This is a genomic window from Paenibacillus sp. FSL W8-0919, assembly GCF_038003785.1.
Lineage (GTDB): Bacteria > Bacillota > Bacilli > Paenibacillales > Paenibacillaceae > Paenibacillus_AQ > Paenibacillus_AQ lactis.
Map to the genome: position 1 here is coordinate 2,105,502 of NZ_JBBOPV010000001.1, position 21,155 is coordinate 2,126,656.

Annotated in this window: 13 protein-coding genes; 11 read left to right on the forward strand and 2 right to left on the reverse strand. The window is 54.2% G+C overall.

Annotated features, from left to right (window positions below; genetic code table 11):
• Positions 1-180: 180 nt before the first annotated feature.
• The 7 genes from NST44_RS09170 (at position 181) to NST44_RS09200 (ending at position 12,707) form a co-directional block, all read left to right on the forward strand.
• The gene (locus tag NST44_RS09170) at positions 181-1,971 is read left to right on the forward strand and encodes a cache domain-containing sensor histidine kinase (protein ID WP_340899012.1); all 1,791 of its coding nucleotides are present in this window, start codon (positions 181-183) and stop codon (positions 1,969-1,971) included.
• Entirely contained in the window at positions 1,964-3,523 is a 1,560-nt protein-coding gene (locus tag NST44_RS09175) for a response regulator transcription factor (protein WP_340899016.1), read from the forward strand. Before NST44_RS09170 ends, NST44_RS09175 begins: the two co-directional genes overlap by 8 nt.
• A 295-nt stretch (positions 3,524-3,818) precedes the next feature.
• Positions 3,819-4,787 (forward strand): ABC transporter permease, encoded by a 969-nt coding sequence (locus NST44_RS09180; RefSeq protein WP_340899019.1) that lies wholly within the window; start codon positions 3,819-3,821, stop codon positions 4,785-4,787.
• Between the two features lie 15 nt (positions 4,788-4,802).
• Positions 4,803-5,711, forward strand: coding sequence for a carbohydrate ABC transporter permease (locus tag NST44_RS09185; protein ID WP_340899021.1), 909 nt, complete (start codon positions 4,803-4,805; stop codon positions 5,709-5,711).
• Positions 5,712-5,788: 77 nt separating this feature from the next.
• On the forward strand, positions 5,789-7,498 hold the full coding sequence (locus NST44_RS09190; RefSeq protein ID WP_340899022.1) for an ABC transporter substrate-binding protein: 1,710 nt from the start codon (positions 5,789-5,791) through the stop codon (positions 7,496-7,498).
• A gap of 231 nt (positions 7,499-7,729) precedes the next feature.
• On the forward strand, positions 7,730-10,114 hold the full coding sequence (locus NST44_RS09195; RefSeq protein ID WP_340901426.1) for a glycoside hydrolase family 95 protein: 2,385 nt from the start codon (positions 7,730-7,732) through the stop codon (positions 10,112-10,114).
• A gap of 565 nt (positions 10,115-10,679) precedes the next feature.
• On the forward strand, positions 10,680-12,707 hold the full coding sequence (locus NST44_RS09200; protein WP_251537535.1) for a beta-galactosidase: 2,028 nt from the start codon (positions 10,680-10,682) through the stop codon (positions 12,705-12,707).
• A 274-nt stretch (positions 12,708-12,981) separates the two neighbouring features.
• On the opposite strand, the gene NST44_RS09205 is transcribed toward NST44_RS09200, so the two are convergent.
• Both NST44_RS09205 and NST44_RS09210 read right to left on the reverse strand, forming a co-directional pair.
• Complete coding sequence (locus tag NST44_RS09205) at positions 12,982-14,619, reverse strand: response regulator transcription factor (protein ID WP_340899028.1); 1,638 nt, start codon at positions 14,617-14,619, stop codon at positions 12,982-12,984.
• Complete coding sequence (locus NST44_RS09210) at positions 14,597-16,432, reverse strand: cache domain-containing sensor histidine kinase (protein WP_232239351.1); 1,836 nt, start codon at positions 16,430-16,432, stop codon at positions 14,597-14,599. Before NST44_RS09210 ends, NST44_RS09205 begins: the two co-directional genes overlap by 23 nt.
• 118 nt (positions 16,433-16,550) lie before the next feature.
• Between NST44_RS09210 and NST44_RS09215 the strand changes: the two genes are divergently transcribed.
• The 4 genes from NST44_RS09215 (at position 16,551) to NST44_RS09230 (ending at position 21,123) form a co-directional block, all read left to right on the forward strand.
• The gene (locus tag NST44_RS09215; RefSeq protein ID WP_007131729.1) at positions 16,551-17,432 is read left to right on the forward strand and encodes a carbohydrate ABC transporter permease; all 882 of its coding nucleotides are present in this window, start codon (positions 16,551-16,553) and stop codon (positions 17,430-17,432) included.
• Positions 17,432-18,268 (forward strand): carbohydrate ABC transporter permease, encoded by an 837-nt coding sequence (locus NST44_RS09220; protein WP_007131728.1) that lies wholly within the window; start codon positions 17,432-17,434, stop codon positions 18,266-18,268. The genes NST44_RS09215 and NST44_RS09220 overlap by 1 nt, the downstream gene beginning before the upstream one ends.
• 93 nt (positions 18,269-18,361) lie before the next feature.
• Complete coding sequence (locus tag NST44_RS09225) at positions 18,362-19,648, forward strand: ABC transporter substrate-binding protein (RefSeq protein WP_007131727.1); 1,287 nt, start codon at positions 18,362-18,364, stop codon at positions 19,646-19,648.
• A 122-nt stretch (positions 19,649-19,770) separates the two neighbouring features.
• Entirely contained in the window at positions 19,771-21,123 is a 1,353-nt protein-coding gene (locus NST44_RS09230) for a GH1 family beta-glucosidase (RefSeq protein WP_007131726.1), read from the forward strand.
• Positions 21,124-21,155 lie beyond the last annotated feature (32 nt).

Here is a 21,155-nt window from a genome sequence, read left to right on the forward strand (position 1 = left end):
GAGCCCGGACCAGCCCTGTGCTGGAGTCGGGCTTCTTCCATCTTTTGGTTGATCAAGAAGGGATGTTTATCCTGATATAATTGGGGAGCGGCAGGGAGTTTGGGCCACCAACGGCAATTATTTGTAACCGTTTCCTCGGATCTGCCGACGTCTATGCAAGACAGGAGCGAAAACCATTCGATGTTATCGTATTTCATTCAACTGATGAATGATATGAAAATCCGAACGAAATTGATTTTATCCTTTGTCGTGGTCGTATTTGTTCCGGTTTCAATCGTCAGCATTTTCCTGACGGGAGAGCTCCGTAAGTTTGCATTTAACAATGCCTTGGAGCAAGCGTACCAGAACGTGGACCGGGTGAAGAAGCGGTCGACAGAGGTACTTAACGTGTCGGATGATCTATCCTACCGGCTTTCATATGATGAGCGGCTCAAAAACCTGGCCAACCGCCAATATGAAAGCGTATACGATGTGTTTGTCGCCTATCGTGCTTATCCGGATCTTCAGCAGGCGAAACAGATGTATAAAGAGATCTCCAACATTCGCTTTTACAGCGAGAACCAGACCATGCTGAACAACTGGGAATTCATCTATCCGGAAGAAGAGATCCGGCAGGCGGAATGGTACGTCCGGGCCCAGGAAAATATCGGCGTCATTCACTGGGATTATATTGTTGATGAGCGTGACGGGAAGCACTACCTCAGCCTGATCAAGGGAGTGGACCTGGGGAGCAAAGACAACCGCGGCGTGCTGGTTATCAACGTCAACACGGGCATGCTGAATACGATTCTGAATCAGGAATCGTTCTACACGATCATAGCGGACAGCAAGAACAATATCGTTGCTGCCAACCGCCCGGATCTTTACGGCAGGACGCTGTCCGAAATCCATGATGATTCCGGCACGGTTTATCAACCGAGCGGGTCCTACGAGGCGGTCATTGATCGTGAAGCATCCAAGGTGCTCATTGAACCGCTGAATCCGGAGATGGGGCAGAACAGCCTAAGAATTATCTCGATCTTCTCCATCGACAGCATCGTAGCCGAAGCGAACCGGATTAACCGGCTGGTGATGACGGTCATCATCATTAGCCTGGTGCTGGCCGTCCTGCTGATCTACAGCTTCTCCTCGCTCATTTCAAACCGCCTGCTAAGGCTTAGCAAGCATATTACAAAGGTAGGGACCGGGAACCTTGCCGTGGCGATGGAGATTGACGGCAAAGACGAGATCGGGCAATTGTCCCGCCAGTTCAACTCCATGGTCGGAAGCATTAATGAGCTGATGAACGAAGTGCAGGAATCCAATTTGCAGAAGCGGCGCTTGGAGCAGAAGCAAAGTGAAATCAAGTTTAAAATGATGGCCAGTCAGATCAATCCCCATTTCCTGTTCAATGCCTTGGAAGCGATACGGATGGAGGCCCATTTGAAGGGCGAGCGCGAGATCGCCCGAATCGTCCGGCTGCTCGGGAAGATGATGCGCAGCAATCTTGAGGTCGGAAGCGGAAAGACGACGATCAAGGACGAAATCGAGATGGTGCGATGCTATCTGGACGTTCAGAAATTTCGGTATGAAGACCGGTTGAAATATGAGCTGGAGGTGGATCCGGATGCCGAGCCGGTCAGGATCCCTCCGCTGATTATCCAGCCTCTCGTTGAAAATGCCGTCATTCACGGCATGGACCACAAGGAAGACGGCACGTTTATCCGGGTTAGGGTTACAGCCCAGCGTGGCATGATTCTCGTCGTAACCGAGGATAACGGGGCAGGCATTACTCCGGAACGGCTCGAGATGATACACAGCTTCCTGAATGAATCCGACGAGCATGAGGGCGGCCGAATCGGCTTGCGCAACGTGCATGTCAGACTCCAGCTGACTTATGGCCCCGAATCCGGCTTGGCCATTTATAGCGAGCCGGGAGAGGGCACCCGTATAGAATTCAGTATTCCGACAGGAGGAGAAATCGATGATTAAAGTGCTGATCGTGGATGATGAGCCTAAACTGCGTCAAGGTTTGAAGAGTATAGTGCCTTGGAGCGAGCTGGGGTACGAGGTCGTGGACACAGCTGCCAACGGAAACGAAGCGCTTGAGAAGCACAAGCGTTATGCGCCGGACGTCATGCTGGTGGACATTCGCATGCCGGGCATGGACGGTCTGCAGCTGATCGAGGCGGTCCGCTCCGTCGATCCGGCGATTCATCTTCTGATCCTCAGCGGTTACGCCGATTTCGATTATGCCAAGCGGGCTATCTCCCATCGGGTTGACGGATATTTGCTCAAGCCGGTAGATGAGGATGAGCTGTCCGCTTACCTGATGCAGATGAAGGAAACGATCGAGCAGGAGCGTCAGTGGATGGCGCTGAATCAGGCCGCCTCGGAAATCAGCCGCGAGCAGCTCATTCAATCCTGGCTCCGGCAGGAACAGGAGGCGGGAGTGGATGCGGCATCCCGCCAGCTGGCCGAGCAGCTGGGACTTGCTTGGGACCATTATCAGGTTGCACTTGTTTATGTTCACGGCTCCGATGAATCGAGCGATGAACCGGATCGCCTCCTGAAGGAAAAGCTGGTGGAAGCCTTCGAGAGGGAGGGCAGCGGCATCGTATTTTCGTTGCATGGCTTCCTCGGTCTGCTTATGCCGGTACCGGTGCTGTCCGCCTCCGGAAGGAAAGAGCTGCAGGGCCGGCTCGAGACGGCAGCAAGCGCGGCCGGAGCCGCTATTACGGCCGCCATGGGGCAGCCTGTGCGGGAGGCCGCCGATACCGTCAAGTCCTACCATGCGGCCAAGAAGCTGCTGCGGCGGCGATTCTTCTATGCCCCTGGCGAGCTGCTGTACCCGGAGTCGGTGCCTTTCGGCGGCGAGAACGGGGCTGAGCCATCGGAAGGGTATGAGCCCGGTCCGTTCATGGAGCAGCTGTACTACGCAGTGGACGTCGGCAACGCGGACATTCAGCAGAAGCTGCTCCGCTCCGCCGCCTTGGGCATGATCCGGGATCGTTATTCCGAAGCGGACATGAAGAGCGCCTTCGTCGAGCTGCTGACCAGCGTGCATAACAAGCTGACGCTGCATCATACCGAGCTGCAATCGCGGACGAAGGAATACTCGGACCGGATAGCTGCAATCTTCCGCCAAAGGACCGTATTTGATCTGTGCCGGCACTCCGTCCAATTCCTGGAGGAGCTGGTGTGGCAGGCGGGCAGAGGGGGGCGGGATCAGGAGATGAAGCGCATACTGGACCTGATCCAACGAAATTACAGCGACAATATTAAGCTGGAAACCTTGGCCTCGGTATTCAATTACAACAGCGCTTACTTGGGCAAAATGTTCAAAAATACAACAGGTGAATACTTTAACACGTATCTGGATAAGGTCCGAATCGACAAGGCCAAGGATTTTCTGAAACAGGGGATGAAGGTGTACCAGGTTGCGGAGAAGGTAGGGTATACCAACGTGGATTACTTCCACAGCAAGTTTAAAAAATATGTTGGAACCTCGCCGTCGAATTATCGCAAAGAGCTGGAGCTTTAAGGGAGCAGTGTGTTATCTCACGTCACGGCGGATGCCTTGGACGGGATAGCCGGCTGCAGCTTGATGCCAAGGCTTGTTCCGGTGCTTTTCGCTTCCGCAGGTAAGGGCTGCCTTGATTCTGCCCGAAGACGCGTCTATGGTGCGCGTCTATTTTTGTTTGTCCCTCCCCATAGGATATGGCCGGGATCGGGAGGAACAATGTCTAATTTTCATATGATTTTTGCACGAATCCTTTGGGTACCCCCTTCCTGCGGCTTCGTTTATCATCAGGGTATACAAGAGAGGAGGGGTTGGCTTGAAAGCGGTAACAGAGAGAGAAGGCAGCGTCCAACCTGCCACCAGAAAGAAGAAAAAGAAAGGCTTTTGGGCCACTTTCAAGGAGCAGAAAATACTGTACGGCATGTCGCTGCCCTTCATCATTGTCGTGTTCATCTTCAGTTATTTGCCGATATGGGGCTGGCTCATGGCGTTCCAAAGCTACAGGCCGGGCAGAAGCGTATTTGAGCAAAAATGGGTCGGGTTCGATCACTTCGTGGCCCTGTTTACGGATGAAAAGTTTTATCTGGTTTTGCGAAATACGCTGGCTATGAGCTTTATGGGGCTGATCGTCGGCTTCACGATTCCGATCCTGTTCGCTGTGCTTCTCAATGAGCTTCGTGGAAGCGTTTTTAAACGGACGGTTCAGACGATTTCGTATCTTCCCCATTTCGTATCCTGGGTCGTTGTAGCCGGGATCGTGACCAAAATGCTGTCCGTTGATGGAGGCGCTGTCAATCAGCTGCTGATGTGGCTCGGCATCATCGACCAGCCGATTCAGTTTATGGCGCAGGGAAGCTGGTTCTGGTATATCGTAACCGGCTCGGATCTGTGGAAGGAAATGGGCTGGAACGCGATCATCTATTTGGCAGCGATTTCAGGCATCGACCAAGAGCAGTTTGAGGCCGCCAAGGTCGACGGCGCAAGCCGCATCCGCCAGATTTGGCATATTACGATTCCAAGCATTGCGCCGACGATTGCGATCCTGCTCATTATGTCGATCGGACATCTGATCAGCATCGGCTTCGAGAAGCAGTTCCTGCTCGGCAACCCGCTGGTGGTGGATTACTCCCAGGTCCTGGATCTCTATGCATTGAATTACGGGCTTGGCATGGGACGCTTTTCCTTCGGTACGGCCATCGGGATGTTCAACTCGATCGTCAGCATCATCCTGCTGCTCGTCGCGAACGGCGTTTTCAAAAAATTTACCAAGCAATCGATTATGTAAGGAGGAGGGACCCGCATGGCACGTACCAAAGCAGCATTCAAGCCCTCGCTCTCCGACCGGGTGTTTGATATTGTGAACTACACGTTTATGACGCTTGTCATGATCGTGACCTTATATCCTTTTTTAAACGTACTGGCCATTTCCTTGAACGACTCCGTCGATACGGTGCGCGGAGGAATTACGATTTGGCCCCGTAAATTCACTTTCGAAAATTACGTACAGATTTTTCAATACGAAGGACTGCTCACCGGAGCGAAAATTACGGTCCTTCGGACGCTGACGGGAACGCTGCTCGGCCTGCTTAGCGGCACGATGCTCGGTTATGTGCTGAGCCGGGTCGATTTTCAGGGCAGAAAGTTCATGTCGACTTTTCTTGCGCTGACGATGTATTTCTCGGGCGGCATGATACCGGTATTTATTCTGATCCGGGATCTGAACATGATGAACACGTTCCTGGTCTACATCATTCCGGGAATGGTAAGCGCGTTCAACGTGTTCGTCATCCGGTCATTCATCGACGGCCTGCCGTATTCCTTGCAGGAATCGGCCAAGCTGGACGGCGCCAATGATTTTACGATTTATTACCGGATTATCCTTCCGCTGTGCAAGCCCGTGCTCGCAACGATTGCGCTGTTTCTGGCCGTCGGGCAGTGGAACTCCTGGTTCGATACGTATCTGTACAACGGCTCCGCGCCTCATCTGACAACGCTTCAATTCGAGCTGATGAAGGTGCTGCAGAGCACGCAGGGTCAGCAAAGCGGCATGATGACCGGCCAGAACATGGCCGAGATCGTGAAACAGGTATCTCCGGAATCGATTAAGATGGCCATTACGATTGTGGTCACGGTTCCGATCCTGATCGTCTACCCGTTCCTGCAGCGTTACTTCGTGAAGGGCATGACGCTCGGCGCAGTAAAAAGCTGATGGCTTACAGCTATCAAGCAGGCCCTTATGCCTGTTAAACGATAGATTATTTACACTTTAGATTAGGGGGTAAAGCAATGAAACAGAAGAAGAGATTATCGTTGCTGTTAGCGGTCATGATGATGGCAACGTTCGTTCTTGCAGCATGCGGCGGTGACAGCGGCAATAGCGCAAACGGCGGACAAAAAGAAAACGGCGGAACGGATGCCCAGCAGGAAGAGAAGCTGGAGCCGATGACGATGACCTATTACAGCGCGGACTCCAATGCAAACTGGGTGAATATGCAGGATGCCGTCGGCAAGAAGTTGACCGAGAAAACCGGTGTTACGATTCAAGCCGAATATGCAGTTGACGGCTCCAACCAGAAGCTGCCGCTGATGGTCGCGAGCGGTGAGTATCCGGACCTGGTGTTTGCTAAGGGTGACGCTAACCTGTTCGTGGATGCGGGCGCTTTTATTGATCTGACGGATCTGATCGAAGAGCATGCGCCGAACATCAAGAAGGTGTACGGCGATTACATGAGCCGTCTGAAGTGGAGCAACGAGGACGAAGCCATCTATGTTCTGCCGACGCTTGCAGCGGTGGATCATGAAGCGCTTGATGCCGGAGGCACGTTCCAGATTCAGCATGAAGTGCTGAAGGAGCTTGGATATCCTGAGCTCAAGACGGTGAAGGACTACGAGAATGCACTGAAAGAGTACTATGAGAAGCATCCGACCATTGACGGCCAGCCAACGATTCCGCTGACGCTGAATGCGGACGGATGGAGAATCATGATCTCCGTGACGAACCCGGCGTTTATCGCAACCGGCGTATCCGATGACGGTGAATACTACATCGATCCGGAAACGACGGAAGCTAAATTGCACTACAAGCGTCCGGAAGAGAAAGAGTACTTCCGCTGGCTGAACCATATGAATGCTTCGGGCCTTTTGGATAAAGAAACGTTCGTTCAGAAGACGGACCAATATGAAGCGAAGATTTCCTCCGGCCGCGTGCTCGGCGTGATTGACCAGGAGTGGGGCTTCGGCAATGCAACGAACGCGCTGAGATCCGCCGGCAAGGAGAACCGTACCTATGCGAGATTCCCGATCCAGCTGGATGAAACGACGAAGGATGCAACGTTCCAGGATACCGGTTATGTCGCCGGATGGGGTGTAGGCATCACGTCTTCCGCGAAGGATCCGGTTCGGATTATCAAGTTCCTGGATTACCTGGCTTCCGAGGAAGGGCAAATTTTGATGAATTGGGGTATTGAGGGCGAGCATTATAACGTCGTGGACGGCAAGCGCGTCATTCCGGAAGAGGTCCAGGAGCGCAAAACCTATGACAATGCCAACTTCACTAAAGAAACGGGCATCGGTTTGTATAACGCCATCTTCCCGCGCTATGGCGACGGCGTGAAGGATTCGACGGGCAACTACTATACGACGAACTTCCCGGAAACGATCAAAGAGAACTACACGCCATCCGCCAAGGAAACGCTGAAGGCTTACGGCGTTGAAATGTGGAAGGACCTGTGGCCGAAGAAGGAAGAATTCCCTGTGAAGCCGTGGGGCGTAGCTTACAACATTCCGGTGCCAAGCGACTCCAACATTAATATTACGTACAAAAAAGTGGAAGAGATTACACGCAAGCGCATTCCGGAAATCATTCTGGCCGATCCGGCGAAATTCGATCAGCTGTATGATCAGTTCATCAAAGAGCTGAACGATGCCGGAGCGGAAAAAATGGAGAAGGAATATACCGAGCTCGTGCGTCAGCGCGTCGAGCTGTGGAACAGCTAAAGTTCAAGAAGGGGCCGGCCTCGTGCAGGCCCCTTCTTATTTCGGGGACCAACCTCGGCGCAGGACATTTAATATTTTTCAGTTACAGGTTCGCAGATGGGAGGGTCTGCCCTCGAAATGGAGAAATACAATCAAGAAGAAATCATTAGGAGAACAAGAACTCGCTTGGCGCACAATGGCAAATCGACGACTATGAGATGATGCACGTTACGCGAAAAGGAGGAGATCAAGCTGGAAACGAATCCGCGCAGATCCTATAAGCTATGGTACGACAAGCCGGCTTCCGTATGGGAAGAGGCGCTTCCTCTAGGGAACGGACGCCTTGGCGCAATGGTGTTCGGGGGCATTCAGGAGGAGCGTATTCAATGGAATGAGGATACACTCTGGTCCGGATTCCCGAGGGATACGAACAATTACGAGGCGCTTCGTTATTTGCAAGCGGCCAGGGAATTGATCGCTTCCGAGAAATATGCGGAGGCCGAGAAGCTGATTGAGGAACGGATGGTTGGCCGGAATACGGAAGCCTTTTTACCGCTCGGGGACCTGCTGATCGAACAAACGGGGATCGATGACGGGCAGTCGGATTACCGGCGCGAGCTGGATCTGGGCAATGGGGTTGCTTCGGTAGTGTTTCGGACCGGGCGAGGTGAGCGCTTTCAAAGGGAGATGTTTATCAGCGCGGCGGACCAGATCGCGGTGATCCGGTATACGGGCAGTGCCGAAGGGAGCATTCATCTGAAGCTGAAGCTGCAGTCGCCTCTGAGCTATGAGACTGATATTACGCCCGGCGGCGTTATGCGGCTGTTCGGACATGCGCCGACGCACATCGCGGATAACTACCGAGGTGACCACCCCCAATCGATATTATACGAGGAAGGAAGGGGGCTCCGATATGAAATGCAGGTCGCTGTCCGGGCGGATGGGGGCCGCATCGGCATACACGGCGATGTCCTGACGGTTACCGGCGCCGGTGCCGTGACGCTGCATGTTGCGGCAGCCACGGACTTCGAAGGCTTTGACGTCATGCCGGGGGCTAAGGGGAGCGATCCGGCAAGGCTGTGCAGCGCCCGTCTTGAAGCTGCTGCCGGGTATGATGACGAAGCCTTGCGTTTGCGGCATACGGAGGAGCATTGGGCGCTCTTCGGACGGGTGGCGGTGGAGCTGGGCGATGCCGAGCATCGTGCCCGGATGGAGGCGATCCCGACGGATCAGCGCCTGGCGGCTTACGCCGGAGGTCAGGAGGATCCATCGCTGGAGGCGCTGATGTTCCAATACGGGCGATATTTGCTGATGGCAAGCTCCCGCCCCGGAACCCAGCCGGCGCATCTCCAAGGGCTGTGGAACCCTCATGTTCAGCCGCCTTGGAACAGCAATTATACGACCAATATCAATACGGAGATGAACTACTGGGCAGCGGAGACGGGCAATCTGAGCGAATGTCATGAACCGCTGATCCAAATGGTCCGGGAGCTAGCCGTCAGCGGAGCACGGACGGCCAAAATTCATTACAATGCCCGGGGATGGGCCGCACATCATAATGTTGACCTATGGCGAATGGCTAATCCAAGCAATGGAAGGGCCATGTGGGCGTTTTGGCCGATGGCCGGCCCTTGGTTGTGCCGCCATCTATGGGAGCACTATGTATTCAACCCGGATCCGGAGTACTTAAGGAACACGGCTTACCCTCTCATGCGGGAGGCGGCGCTATTTTGCCTGGATTGGCTGATCGAAAACGGTGAGGGACATCTGGTTACCAGCCCGTCGACATCGCCGGAGAATCAGTTCTTGACGAAGGAAGGCGTGCCATGCAGCGTATCGGCAGGGTCCACGATGGATATGGCGCTGATTCGCGAACTGTTCCGTCATTGCCTTGAAGCCTCCGAGCTGCTGGAGATCGACCGGGAGCTGCAGGAAGAGCTGCGGAGCGCGCTGGAGCGGCTCCTTCCATATCAAATCGATGATGACGGGCGGCTGATGGAGTGGAGCAAGCCTTTTGCGGAGGCGGAACCGGGCCATCGGCACGTATCGCATCTGTACGGCCTGTATCCCGGCACCGATATCACTCTGCGGGATACGCCCGAGTTGGCGGAAGCTGCCCTGCAGTCGCTCATGTCCCGAATCCGGAGCGGAGGCGGACATACGGGCTGGAGCTGTGTGTGGCTCATCAATCTGTTCGCAAGGCTGCAGCAGCCGGAGCTGGCTTATCAATACGTGCGGACTTTACTAACCCGTTCGGTTCACCCGAACCTGTTCGGCGATCATCCGCCGTTCCAGATCGACGCCAATTTCGGCGGAGCTGCCGGCCTCGCCGAAATGCTGCTGCAGAGCCATCTGGGCGAGATTGTGCTGCTGCCCGCGCTGCCGGCTGCATGGTCCTCGGGTGCCGTCCGCGGCTTGAAGGCGCGGGGCGGCTTCCTGATTGACATGGAGTGGAAGGACGGCGCATTGGCATCGGCGTCGATCACGTCAACCCATGGGCAGCCTTGCAGCGTCAGCTGCGGGATCCCGGTGCGGGTGCAGCGTGAGGACGGATCAGCTGCGGCTTCGGGCGAGCGCTGCTCCTTCGACACGGTCAAGGGAGAGACGTATCGCGTGCTCCCGTTAGAGCGTGCCTGAGCCTGTTAGGGAGGGCATCTAGGCAGTGTGGCTGTGGAGGGCGCTTAGCCGCGTGGTTAGTGAGGGCTCTTGGCAGTGGCTGTGGAGGGTGCCAGGTAGTGTGGTTAGGACTGATATGTAGTGTGTGGGAACGTACAACAAGTCCTCAAAAGGGACTTGTTTGGCTAACTGGGGTAATATTTCGAGTAACAAGTCCTTAAAAGGGACTTGCTCGGGGACCTGAGGCGGAAATTCGAGTAGCAAGTCCTAAAAAGGGACTTGCTCAGGGATCTGAGGCGGAAATTCGAGTAGCAAGTCCTTAAAAGGGACTTGCTCGGGGACCTGGGGCGGAAATTCGAGTAGCAAGTCCTTAAAAGGGACTTGCTCAGGGATCTGAGGCGGAAATTCGAGTAGCAAGTCCTTAAAAGGGACTTGCTCAGGGACCTGAGGCGGAAACTCGAGCAACAAGTCCCCTAAAGGGATATGTTCGAGGAATTGAGATAAGGGTTGCTACTTTTGGAGGATGGAACGAGCGAAAATACCTTTTTAACGACAGATAATGGTTATGGGAGGATGGGGAACGGCTATGATTAATGAAAAATTACCGAAAATGTGGTACGGCGGCGACTATAATCCGGAGCAGTGGGACGAGGAGATCTGGAAAGAGGACGACCGCATGTTTAAGCTGGCTGGCATCGATGTCGCGACGATCAACGTGTTCTCGTGGGCACTGAATCAACCGGAGGAGGATACTTACGATTTCGCCTGGCTGGATGAGACCATCGACAGGCTGTACCGGAATGGCGTTTATGTCTGCCTCGCAACAAGCACGGCCGCTCATCCGGCTTGGATGGCGCGGAAATATCCGGATATTCTGCGCGTCGATTACGAGGGCCGCAAGCGGAGGTTCGGCGGACGGCATAACTCCTGCCCGAACAGCCCTACGTACCGCAAATATGCGAAGCTCATGGCAAGCAAGTTAGCAGAGCGGTATAAGGATCACCCGGCTGTTCTGATCTGGCATGTATCGAACGAGTACGGCGGCTACTGTTATTGCGACAATTGCGCGGAGGCATTCCGTGTGTGGCTCAAGCAGCGTTACGGGACGCTAGATGCGCTCAATAAAGCATGGAATACCCGCTTCTGGGGGCATACGTTCTACGACTGGGAGGATATCGTCGTCCCGAATGCACTGAGTGAGGAATGGGGCGGCAACCGGACGAATTTCCAAGGAATTTCCCTTGATTACCGCCGCTTCCAGTCTGACAGCCTGTTAGACTGCTATAAACTCGAACGGGATGAGCTGAAACGCATCACACCGGATATCCCGGTAACCACCAATCTGATGGGCTTTTATCCGGAGCTCGACTATTTCAAATGGGCCAAGGAGATGGACGTTGTCTCATGGGACAATTATCCATCGCTCGATACTCCGTTCAGCTTTACGGCGATGACGCATGCGCTTATGCGCGGGCTTAAGAGCGGGCAGCCGTTCATGCTGATGGAGCAAACGCCGAGCGTTCAGAACTGGCAGCCGTACAACTCGGCGAAGCGCCCCGGCGTCATGCGGCTATGGAGCTACCAAGCGGTTGCCCATGGGGCGGATACGGTTATGTTCTTCCAGCTGCGCCGTTCGATCGGTGCCTGCGAGAAATATCACGGCGCGGTGATCGAGCATGTCGGCCATGAGCATACCCGCGTGTTCCGTGAATGTGCGGAGCTGGGCAAGGAGCTGCAGCAGCTCGGGGACCGGCTTTTGGATGCACGCTCCGAGACGAAAGTAGCGATCATGTACGACTGGGAGAACCGTTGGGGGATTGAGCTGTCCAGCGGTCCGACGGTCGCGCTGAATTATGTTAGCGAAGTGCATAAGTATTATGATGCGCTGCACCAGCTGCATATTCAGACGGATATGATCAGCGTGGAAGAGGATCTGTCCCAATATGACGTTGTCATTGCTCCGGTCATGTATATGGTGAAGCCGGGATTCGCCAAGCGCGTCGAGGAATTTGTGTCTCGGGGAGGCACTTTCTTGACCACCTTCTTCAGCGGCATTGTCAACGAAAACGATATCGTAACGCTGGGCGGTTATCCAGGCGAGCTGCGCAGTCTGATGGGAATTTGGGCCGAGGAGATCGATGCCCTGCTGCCGGGACAGCAAAATCAGATGATCATCCGGGGCAAGCATGGGGAGCTGAAAGGCTCCTATGACTGCGGCATTTTGTGCGATGTGATTCATGCGGAAGGGGCAGAGGTCGTTGCTGAGTATGGCTCGGACTATTATAAAGGCATGCCGTCGCTTACGGTCAACCGTTTCGGCCAAGGCAAAGCCTGGTATGTTGCATCCAGTCCGGACGCGAAGTTCCTGCAGGATTTGATGAAAACGATCTGCGCAGAGCACGGTATTCAGTCGGTGCTGGATGCGCCGGCCGGCGTGGAGGCTGCCCGCAGGGTCAAGGATGATAAGGCATTTACTTTCGTGCTTAACCATACGGCGGAAGCTAAGACCGTGCCATTAGGGGATGTGGTTTACAAGGATTTACTGACGGGCAAGGAACAGCAGAAGCAGTGTGAAGTCCCTGCGCGGGGCGTCATGATTTTGGAGAAGCTGTAGATCGGGCAAATTGAGCAGCAGCATGTAGCGGCGGATCGCCGTTAAGGCGAAGGAGCTGAGCCATACTGAAAAAGCAGAGCAGCAGGGAGCATTCCCTGCTAGCTCTGCTTTTTTCGCCCGCGAGACCGCCCGCGAGACCGCCCGCGAGACCGCCCGCGAGACCGCCCGCGAGACCGCCCGCGAGACCGCCCGCGAGACCGCCCGCGAGACCGCCCGCGAGACCGCCCGCGAGACCGCCCGCGAGACCGCCCGCGAGACCGCCCGCGAGACCGCGTTACATGAAATCGGTCAAACGCTTGCGGAATTCCTTCGGCGATATGCCTTCCTGCTTCTTGAACACGAGGCTGAAGTACTTCTCGTTCTTGAACCCGACCATCTCGGCGATCGCCGCCATTTTCAGCGCAGGGTTCTGCAGCAGGATTTTCGCCTTGGAGATCCGGAGACGGTTGATATACTCCGGTATGTTAACCTGATGCTGCTGCTTGAATTTACGGGAGATGTATTCCCGGCTCACATGGAACCGGCTTGCGATCTCGTACAGCGACACCTCGTTCTGGTAGTGCTGCTCGATGTAGTCCGTAATGTCGCGGATCAGCTCCCCGCCGGACTGCGTTCTGGACAGCAGGACGGAGGAAAGGCGGTTCATCAAACCCGTCCAATAGTGCTGCCATTCGGCAAGCGAGAATACGTATTTATTGGGATTCGGGGACTCCAATTCGGAACACGCCTCCCGGTAGAGCTTGTGCACCGGTTCGGATCCGGCACCAGCCGTTTCATAAATGACCTGGTTGGCAAACCGCTCGATGTCCCGGTCCCACTGCGCTAGAAGTTCAGGTGTAATCACTCCGGTTTTGCGGATTTCGTGCGTCCACGCTTCGACTGCATCCGCAATCAGGTTAGGCTGTCCGCTGAGAACGGCAAGCTTCCAAGAATCCTCATAGCTTCCGAACTGGAGGGCCTTGGGCAGATCCCCGGCAAGGCTTCGGACCTCGTCTCCGTCATGGATGAAATGGCTGAGCACCGTCAAGTCGCGCGAAGCGAGAGAGGACAGGCATTTGGCATACAGCTTGGGCATGTCCCCGGGGTAGCTCCCCGCCGGGCTGGTGCCAAAATGCATATGCCGCGACAGCGTCCGGTGGATCCCGTCGTTTATATCATGAAGGCGGGCGGTCAGCGCGCCGATCTGCTCCCAGACGAGGATCACGATTCGTTGATGGGAGCCGAAATGGCGGAATGCGATCCCGACGCCGTCCTTTTGCAGAAATTCATTGCAAATATTCAGCAGGGCAAACATAAGAAGATCGAGATGATGGCCGAAACGCTCGAATAACGTACTGTCCGATGGATCGATCTGCAGCACGGCCAGCCGTACGCGCTCCGCTGACTCCGGAACGATGCCTTCAGTCTTCAGCCGCCGTGCAACCTGGGCATGGGCGCTCGGATCCTCGAGCAAGCTTGTCAGCAGCTTCTCGGAGTACACCGGCCGGTATTCGTTGACCTGCACGTGCTGCTGCTGCGCAGCCCGGCGCTCCGCTTCCTCCGCCCGCCAGGCCGATGCCGCCTTGTCGACGGCTTCATTGATGGCAGCCTCTTCGATCGGCTTCAAAATATAATCCGTACCGCTATAGCGGATCGTATTGCGGACAAATTCGAAATCATCATGCCCGCTGATGACGATGAATTTCGTATCCGGGTAATGCTCGTGAATCCATTTCATGAGATCGACACCGTTCTTCAGCGGCATCAGCATGTCCATCAGGACGAGGCTCGGGCGATAAGAGGGGATCATCTCCATTGCTTCCTGCCCGTTGGCGGCCTCCTGAATTTCGGTAATGCCATGCTCCTCCCACCGGACAAGCAGCTGAATCGCTTTGCGCACGCGGCTCTCGTCATCGACGATCAATGCCTTCATCCGTTTCACCTTCCACATGTATAGTCAGAACAACACGGAAGCCACGCGGCTGGTTGTTCTCCAGATTGAACCCGGATTTTCCCCGGGAATACAGCTTGAGCCTTGTCATAATGTTGATGAGGCCGATGCCGCTTTGGTCCTCCTTGTCCTCAGAGCTAACCTGCAGCTGCTCCAGGTCCAGCTCCTCCAATTGACGCAGCTGCGCTTGCAGCGCTTCGAACTGCTCCTCCGGCATGCCGTTGCCGTTATCCTCGACGGTAATCTGCACGAGCGAAGGGGAGAGACGCCGGCTTTGAACGAGGATATAGTTGTCTTGGGCGACCGGGTTCATGCCGTGCTTGAAAAAGTTTTCAACTAGCGGCTGGATCAGCATCTTCGGTATAGTCATTTCCAAGGTGGACTCTTCCACATCGTACCTGAAGTCGAACCCGTTCTCAAATCTCTCCTTCTGCAGCTCGATGTAATCCTTGATGTGATTCAGCTCCGTGCGAAGCGTTACCGGTTTATCGGTATTGTACATGCTGTAACGCATCATCCGGGCAAGGGCCGAGATAAGAGAGTAAATTCTCTTCATATCATGCTCAAGCGCAAGCGTGCCGATGGTCTGCAGGGCATTGTTCATGAAATGCGGGTTCACCTGGGCCTGGAGCGCCCGGAGCTGGTTCGTCCGATTGGCCAGCTTCAGCTTGTATTCCTGCAAAATCAGGTTGTTGATCGTATCCATCATGCTGCTGAATCTGCGGTACAGAATTCCGATCTCGTCCTTGCGGTCCGATTCGATATCAACCGTCATGCGCCCGCTCTTTACCTGGCTCATAAATCCGACAAGCTCCCGGATCGGAGCGGTAATTCGCACCGAGATCCAGATCATGGCGGCGATGATCAGGATGAACGATACCGCAAGCAATAAAATATTGATGAAAGCCGCCTTGTCCGCGCTGCTCAAAATATAGGAGGACGGAATTTCCTTAATCATCGTCCAATTGCTGACAGAGGTCTGGACGCGGTTATACACATAAATGTTGTCGTTATGTTCGAAATAGCCCTGCTGTTGTCCCGATTCCATGATGGTCTTATACCAATCCTCGCCAAGGGGCTGCCCAATTCGCTTTTCGTCTCCGGAATACATGACAATCCCGTCTTCGCTTGTAATGTATAGCTGCTCGTTCCCAGGCTGGAATAATTGACTGCTGATCCGGCTGAGGAACGTCATGTCCAGATCAATCGCGAGCAGCCCAAGCCGGTCCGAGGATGGCACGCGCTCGATGACCCGATACAGCGTCAGCACCTTGGTATTCTCTTCATAGGGATAGGCCAGTTGAAAGCCGTAGGTATGCAGGGCATGAGGCGGCTGGATAAACAGCTTTCGGCCCTGCAGATCCGGAATTTCCCGATACAGACTGATGTCGCTGGCTTTTCTCGCTATATCTTGTGCGTACAAGGTGGACTCCCGCTGACCGTCTACGTACAGATAGACCTGCCGCGTTCCGGTAATGGCATGATACATCGACTGCATCGTTGCAGACTGCCTGCCGCCAGTGCTGATGTTGCCGTGGCTGTAATACAGGCTGCGGAAAAACTCAGGATCGGAATAGACCGTCAAGGAGCTCCGGTTCAATTCTTCCAAATCACTCTCCAGATTCATCCGCCCCTGGTAAAGAAGATTTTGGTTCTCAACCACCGCCCGCTCCTTTAACGCATTGGTCGTCGTGACATAACTGATGATCAAGGCGGCTGTCGTCGGGATGATCGTGGCCAGGATCATAAAGGCGATCAATTTTGTGCGTATGCTGTTCCAGTTCAAATCTTTCACCCGCCGATCAATTTTCTATACCTATTCGTTCACATCCTAGGGTAGTGCTATGTTACTAATCTTAGCATAATTGAATCAGAGAGAAACGAAACGATAGGACAAGCGGAGGGGGATTTACATGTATAGCAAAAGAACGGCTGCGCTGATGCAGCAGCTGGTGTATATTGGACCCGCGCTGCTGTTTTTCGGCATTACGATCATAATCCCGTTTGTCATGGGAATGTATTATTCCTTTACGAATTGGAACGGCGTATCGGGCAATGTCGAATGGGTGGGACTCGATAATTTCATCAAAATATTCACGAGCGACCGCGCGTTTGCCGACTCCTTTTGGTTTACAACCAAGTTTACGATTGTCGGCGTCATTTTAACCAATCTGGTGGGATTTTTCCTGGCCTACTTCCTGACCAAGAAGATCAGAGGGCGGAACTTCCTGCGGACGATCTTCTTTATGCCGAACGTGATCGGCGGTCTGCTGCTTGGTTTCATTTGGCAGTTCATTTTTATCAAAGGATTTGCGACGCTTGGAGATGTAACCGGTCTCGCGTTTTTCCAGCTGCCTTGGCTGGGGGATGAGGTTACCGGATTCTGGGGAATCATTCTGGTATTCGTATGGCAGTCTTCCGGCTATCTGATGATCATCTACATTGCCTCCATCACCAACGTGTCGAAGGAAGTGCTAGAAGCCGCCGAGATTGACGGGGCGAACCGCTTCCAGGTGCTGAAAAATATTATGGTGCCGCTGATTATGCCGGCCGTAACCGTCTGTCTGTTCCTTGCGATATCCTGGTCCTTCAAAATGTTCGACCTGAACCTGTCGCTGACCAAGGGCGGACCATACGGCTCGACCGAGTCGCTTGCGATGAACGTGTATAATGAAGCTTTCCTGAATAACCGTTATGGATTGGGTACGGCAAAATCCTTGATCTTCTTCATCGTGGTGGCCGTCATCACCCTCATTCAGGTCCGCCTGACGAAGAATAAGGAGGTTGAAGCTTGATGAAGACCAAATCCTCACAATCGGCATCGGCCCTGATCCTGCAAGTCGTGATGTTTATCATCGCCATCCTATTTTTAGCGCCCTTTTACTTCCTGCTCGTCAACTCGGTGAAGTCGCTGGGCGACATCATGGTCAACGCGGCCAATTGGCCGAGCATGTTCCACTGGGATAACTATTCGAAGGCATGGGAGCTTACGAGATTCCCGGAAGCCTTCACGAATTCCCTGATCATTACCGTGATCAGCAATCTGATTATCGCGCTGCTCAGCGCGATGGCGGCCTACCGGATGGTCCGCGCGAACACGGTCTTTAACCGCATCGTGTTTATGATCTTCGTATCCGCGATGGTCATCCCGTTCCAGTCCATTATGATCCCGCTGCTGCAGGTGGTCGGATGGCTGAACGTCAATAACAGCATGGTCGGCCTGATTCTATCCTACCTGGGGCTTGGCATTCCGCTCTCCATCTTCTTGTTCCACGGATTTGTAAAATCGATTCCGCTGGAGATCGAAGAGGCGGCTACGGTAGACGGGGCATCGTCCTACGGCGTGTTCGGCCGGATCATTCTCCCGATGCTGAAGCCGATGCTCGTAACGGTCATCATCCTGAACAGCTTGTGGATCTGGAACGACTATCTGCTGCCGTCCCTGATTCTGCAAAGTCCGGAGCTGCGGACCATTCCGCTGGCGACCTTCGCCTTCTTCGGACAGTATTCCAAGCAGTGGGATATGGCGCTGCCGGCACTGGTGCTCGGGATTACGCCGATTATCATATTTTTCTTATCGTTGCAGAAGTATATTGTCGAAGGCGTCGCGGCCGGCTCCGTCAAAGGCTGATCCGCTTGCGAATGGCCATCACCGCACGATAGTCACCGTGATTTAGGTTTCTCAAACTTTTATATATACATTTTCTCAAGGGGGTAACACGCAATGAAAAAAATGAAATTGACCCTGGTCATGCTGCTGGCATTCTCGATGGTCCTTGCGGCCTGCGGCGGCAAATCGTCGGAAGAGGGAAGCGGCAACAGCGATGCAGCTTCCGGTGATGTAAAAACGGTTAAGATCTTCCAATTCAAAACCGAGATCGTAGATGGTCTGAATGAGCTGAAGGTTGAATTCGAAAAAGAGCATCCGAACATCAAGCTGGACATTCAGACGGTCGGCGGCGGTGCAGACTATGGCGCTTCTCTGAAGACAAAATTCGCTTCGGGCGACGCACCGGACATTTTCTCCAACGGCGGTTATGCCGAGATGGAGATGTGGTTTGACAACCTCGAAGATTTGTCCGATCAGCCATGGGTAGCCGATCTGGTCGATATGGCGAAGAAGCCGATGACTAAAGACGGCAAAGTATATGGCATGCCGATGAACCTTGAAGGCTGGGGCTATATCTACAATAAAGATCTGTTCGAGCAAGCAGGCATTACCGAGCTTCCAAAAACCTACTCCCAGCTGGAGGATGCCGCGAAGAAGCTGGAAGCAATCGGCGTAACGCCGTTCGCGAACGCTTATCAGGAATGGTGGCTGCTGGGCAACCAGGGCATTAACCCTGCATTCGCGCTGCAGAACGATCCGGACGCGTTTATTAAAGGCTTGAGCGACGGCACGGAGAAATTCGCGGGCAACCCGCAGTTCGAAGCATGGGCTAAGCTGATGCAGCTGACGCTGGATCACGGCAACAAAAACCCGCTGACGACCGATTACAACACCGCCGTATCCTTGCTGGCAACTGAAAAAGCGGCCATGATGCAAAACGGCAACTGGTCCCAAACGGAAATCGACGCCATCAATCCGGAGCTGAACCTGGGCTTCCTGCCGATGCCGATGGGTGAGGATGCCGAACAGAACGACAAGCTGAACGTCGGCGTACCGGCCAACCTCGTCATTAACAAAAACTCACCGGTAAAGGAAGAAGCGAAAGTATTCCTGAACTGGCTCGTCACTTCCGATATCGGGAAAGAGTACATCGTGAAGAAGTTCAAATTCATCCCGGCTTTGTCCACAATCGAAGCAACCCCTGAGGATATGGGCGACCTGGGTGCGTCGGTATGGGAATATGTGCAGGCCGGAAAAGTGCTGCCGCAGCAGGCTCCGAAATTCCCTGACGGCGTAACGCAAGAGTTTGCGAACTCGATGCAGGCCTACTTTGCAGGCAAATCCGATGTGACAAAAATGCTTGAGGATATGCAGGCTTCATGGGATAGTTTGAGTCAGTAAACCCAATCAGGAGTTTGAATGTCTGAAGCATGAACAAGATGCACCGCTCTCCTGACCGGCTTTGCGGGACACAGGAGCGGTGCATTTTTATTAAAACCAAGCGCAAGAGGGAGAGATGGAGGATGAGCATTCACAAGTTTCCCCAGGATTTCAAATGGGGCGTAGCAACGGCCTCTTATCAGATCGAAGGAGCTTATAACGAAGACGGTCGGGGCATGTCGATCTGGGACACCTTCGCCCATACGCCGGGCAAGGTCAAGAACGGAGACAACGGCAACGTTGCCTGCGACAGCTATCATCGGGTGGAGGAGGATGTGCAGCTGCTGAAGGAACTCGGCGTCAAGGTGTACCGCTTCTCGGTATCCTGGCCGCGCGTGCTTCCAAGCGGAAGAGGCGAAGTGAACCGGGCCGGGCTCGATTACTATCACCGATTGGTGGACGCGCTTCTTGCGAACGGCATCGAACCGTTCTGCACGCTGTACCATTGGGACTTGCCGCAGGCGCTGCAGGATGAGGGCGGCTGGGGAAGCCGCGGGTCGATCGACGCATTTGCCCATTACGCGGAGCTAATGTTTAACGAGTTCAAGGGTAAAATCAAGCACTGGATCACGTTTAATGAGCCGTGGTGCATGGCGTTCCTCTCGAACTACCTTGGCGTTCACGCCCCGGGGAACAAGGATTTGCAGCTGGCCATCGACGTCAGCCATCATCTCCTCGTCGCTCACGGCAAGGCGGTTAAACGCTTCAGGGAGCTTGGCATTCCGGGGGAGATCGGCATTGCGCCGAATACGGCTTGGGCGGTGCCATACCGCAATACGGAGAAGGATATCGAGGCCTGCCTCCGGATCAACGGCTGGTCCGGCGATTGGTATCTCGACCCGATCTACTTCGGAGAGTATCCGAAGTTTATGCTGGAATGGTATGAGAAGCTCGGATATCAACCTCCGGTCGTGGCGGGAGACATGGACATTATCCGTCAGCCGATCGATTTTATCGGCATTAATTATTACACGTCCTCGATGAATCGCTATAATCCGGGCGAAGCAGGCGGAATGCTGTCCAGCGAAGCGGTGTCGCTCGGCGTGGCCAAGACGGATATCGGCTGGGAGATTTACGCGGAAGGGCTGTATCAGCTGCTTCGTTACACGGCCGACAAGTACGGCAACCCGAATCTCTATATTACGGAGAATGGCGCCTGTTACAACGACGGCCTCGAGCAAGACGGACGCATTCACGACCAGCGGCGGATCGATTATCTCGCGATGCATCTGATTCAAGCCAGCCGCGCGATCGAAGACGGTATTAATCTGAAGGGCTACATGGAATGGTCGCTGATGGACAACTTCGAATGGGCGGAAGGCTACGGCATGCGCTTCGGTCTGGTGCACGTGGACTATGATACGCTGGTCCGCACGAAAAAAGACAGCTATTACTGGTATAAAGGCGTTATCTCTAGAAACTGGTTCGAACGATAATTCCAAACGTCAGAAAATGAAACTGCTCCGAC